General features: G+C 69.0%; 1 protein-coding gene. It reads left to right on the plus strand.

Annotated features, from left to right (window positions below):
- Positions 1 to 150: 150 nt before the first annotated feature.
- The gene (locus OV427_RS46115) at positions 151 to 2493 is read left to right on the plus strand and encodes a TIGR02266 family protein (protein ID WP_267862612.1); all 2343 of its coding nucleotides are present in this window, start codon (positions 151 to 153) and stop codon (positions 2491 to 2493) included.
- Positions 2494 to 2648 lie beyond the last annotated feature (155 nt).

The following is a 2648-nucleotide window of genomic DNA, read 5'->3' on the forward strand; positions in this document are numbered from 1 at the left end:
CCCGCCGGGCACCAGCGCCTGCGGGTGCGGTTCCATACGAGGTACGCTGTCGGTGCGCAACACGGAAGGGTTGTCTTTTTGACGCCCGTTCCCTCGGAGTTCGGGCGATAATCAGTAGGGTTTTCCCCCTCTTCGTCTCAGGAACCCGCTTTGACGGAATCGAATCAGGCAGCGGTCGGGCTGGTCGTGAAGCTGCCCTTCGCGACGCCCGAAGAGTTCCTGGCGAAGTACGGAAACAATGTCACCCGCGGCGGCATCTACCTGCGCGCCCGCGCGGTGAAGCCGCCGGGCACCGTCGTCACGCTCGACCTGAAGCTGGCGAGCGGAGAGCGGATCATCTTCGCCTCCGCCGTCGTCCACTTCGTCACCGGTCAGGGCGGTCAGGGCGTCACGGGCATGGGCCTGCGCTTCCTGAACGTGGATCCGCACACCCGGCGCTTCCTGGACTCGGCCGTCGTGGCGATGCCGCACGCCCAGTCGAACGTACCGCCCGTGCCCCATGGCGTGGGAGCGGCCGACTACACCGTCCCACCTCCGACGGCCGCTCCGGTTGCCGCTCCCTCCCCTGCCCCGGCTCCCGCCGCACCGGCGGGCGCATCCCCGGCGCCCGTCCCGGCTCCGGGCGATGGGGCTGTGGCCGGAACGCCGGCCGCGAGTCCCGTCATGATGACGGACTCCGCGCTGGAGCTGAACACGGAGGAGCCCAAGCGGACGGGGCTCGTCATCGGCATCGACCTGGGGACGACGAACTCCTGCGCGGCCTATGTGCGCAAGGGGAAGCCCGGAGTGCTGCCCAGCCGCGAGGGCCACAACACGGTGCCCTCCATCATCGCCGTCAACACGCGCGGCAAGCTGGTCGTGGGCCACCCCGCCAAGGGGCAGATGCTCACCAACCCGCGGCAGACGGTGTACGGCGCGAAGCGACTGGTGGGCCGGGCCTATGCGTCGCCCGTCGTCGAGCACATCAAGGACCGCTTCCACTACGAGATCAGCCCCGGGGAGAACGGCGACGCGGGCGTGAAGCTGGGAGATCGCGTCTACACGCTCCAGCAGATCTCCGCGCTCATCCTCCGCGAGGTGCGCGAGGTGGCGCAGAACCAGCTCGGGCAGCCGGTGTCCCGCGCGGTCATCACCGTCCCCGCGTACTACAACGACAACCAGCGCCACGCGGTGCGCGAGGCCGGCAAGCTGGCCGGCCTGTACGTGGAGCGCATCCTCAACGAGCCCACCGCGGCGGCGCTGGCGTACGGCTACGGGCGCAAGCTGAACCAGCGCGTGCTGGTGTACGACCTGGGCGGCGGCACGTTCGACGCGTCCGTGCTGGAGCTGAACGACAACGTCTACGAGGTCATCTCCACCGGCGGCGACACGTTCCTCGGCGGGCTCGACTTCGACAACGCCATCGTCGCGTTCCTCCTGGAGGAGTTCCAGAAGAAGACGGGCCGCCCCTTCCAGGGTGACCGCGTGGCCATGCAGCGCATCAACGACGCGGCCGAGCGCGCCAAGTGCGCCCTCTCCGAGCGCACGGAGATGCGGGTGCACGTGGCCTTCGTGACGATGATCGACGACAAGCCGTATGACCTCGACGTCACGCTGACGCGCTCGAAGCTCATCGAGCTGACCGAGGGGCTCGTCGACCGCACCGTCCAGGTCTGCGACGAGGTGCTCAAGGCGAAGGGGCTGGGGCCCAAGGACGTGGACGAGGTCATCCTCGTCGGTGGGCAGAGCCGCTTCCCGCTGGTGCACGAGAAGATCACGAAGTTCTTCGGCAAGCCGCCCAGCAAGGGCGTGCACCCGGACGAGGCCGTGGCCCTGGGCGCGGCGCTGCTGGCGCACAGCCTGGGACAGCTCGAGGGCGTGGTGCTCATCGACGTGCTGCCCATGGCCATTGGCGTGGGGCTGCCGGGCGGGCGCTTCAAGCCGGTGATGGACCGCAACACGTCCCTGCCGTCGACCAAGAGCTACACCCTCACGACCCACCGCGACGAGCAGACGGAGCTGGAGCTCACGGTGTTCCAGGGCGACTCGGACAAGGCGGCGGCCAACGAGTACCTGGGCACGCTGAAGCTCGCGGGACTGCCGAAGCGGCCGCGCGGCGCGGTGCAGGTCTCCGTCACCTTCGAGGTGAACAACGAGTCGCTGCTGAAGGTAACGGCGCGTGAGGGCTCCACCGGCCGCGAGGTGTCGAGCACCTTCTCCACGCGCGACACACCGGAGTCCGTGAAGGCGAAGCTGTCGCGGCTCGAAACGGACAGCGCTCCCGCGGCCTCGCCCCATGCCGGTGCGGTGGCCACCGGTCCCTCGGCTCCCGTGAAGCCCGTGGCCGCCGCGACGAACAACGTCGTGTCCGCGGCACCTGCCGCGCCGAAGCACACGCCCGCACGCGGAACCACCCAGGCGCCGTCGCCCTCACACGCGACGCCAGCCGTTGTTCCAGCGCCGAAACAGAAGGGCATCATGGGCTGGCTCAAGGGGCTGTTCGGAAGGGTCTGAGCGCAGGCTCGCCTGCTCGCCCAGTAGCGGTGCTCCGTGCTCGTGTAAATCCAGAGCCGGAGTAACACTGCGAACTCTCTGTCCAATCTTCAAACGTTGGCGCGGCCTGATATGAGGCGCCCCGTCGACCCCCCGGACGGAAGAGCGCTGCCCCC

Source organism: Pyxidicoccus sp. MSG2 (assembly GCF_026626705.1).
Classification (GTDB): Bacteria; Myxococcota; Myxococcia; order Myxococcales; family Myxococcaceae; genus Myxococcus.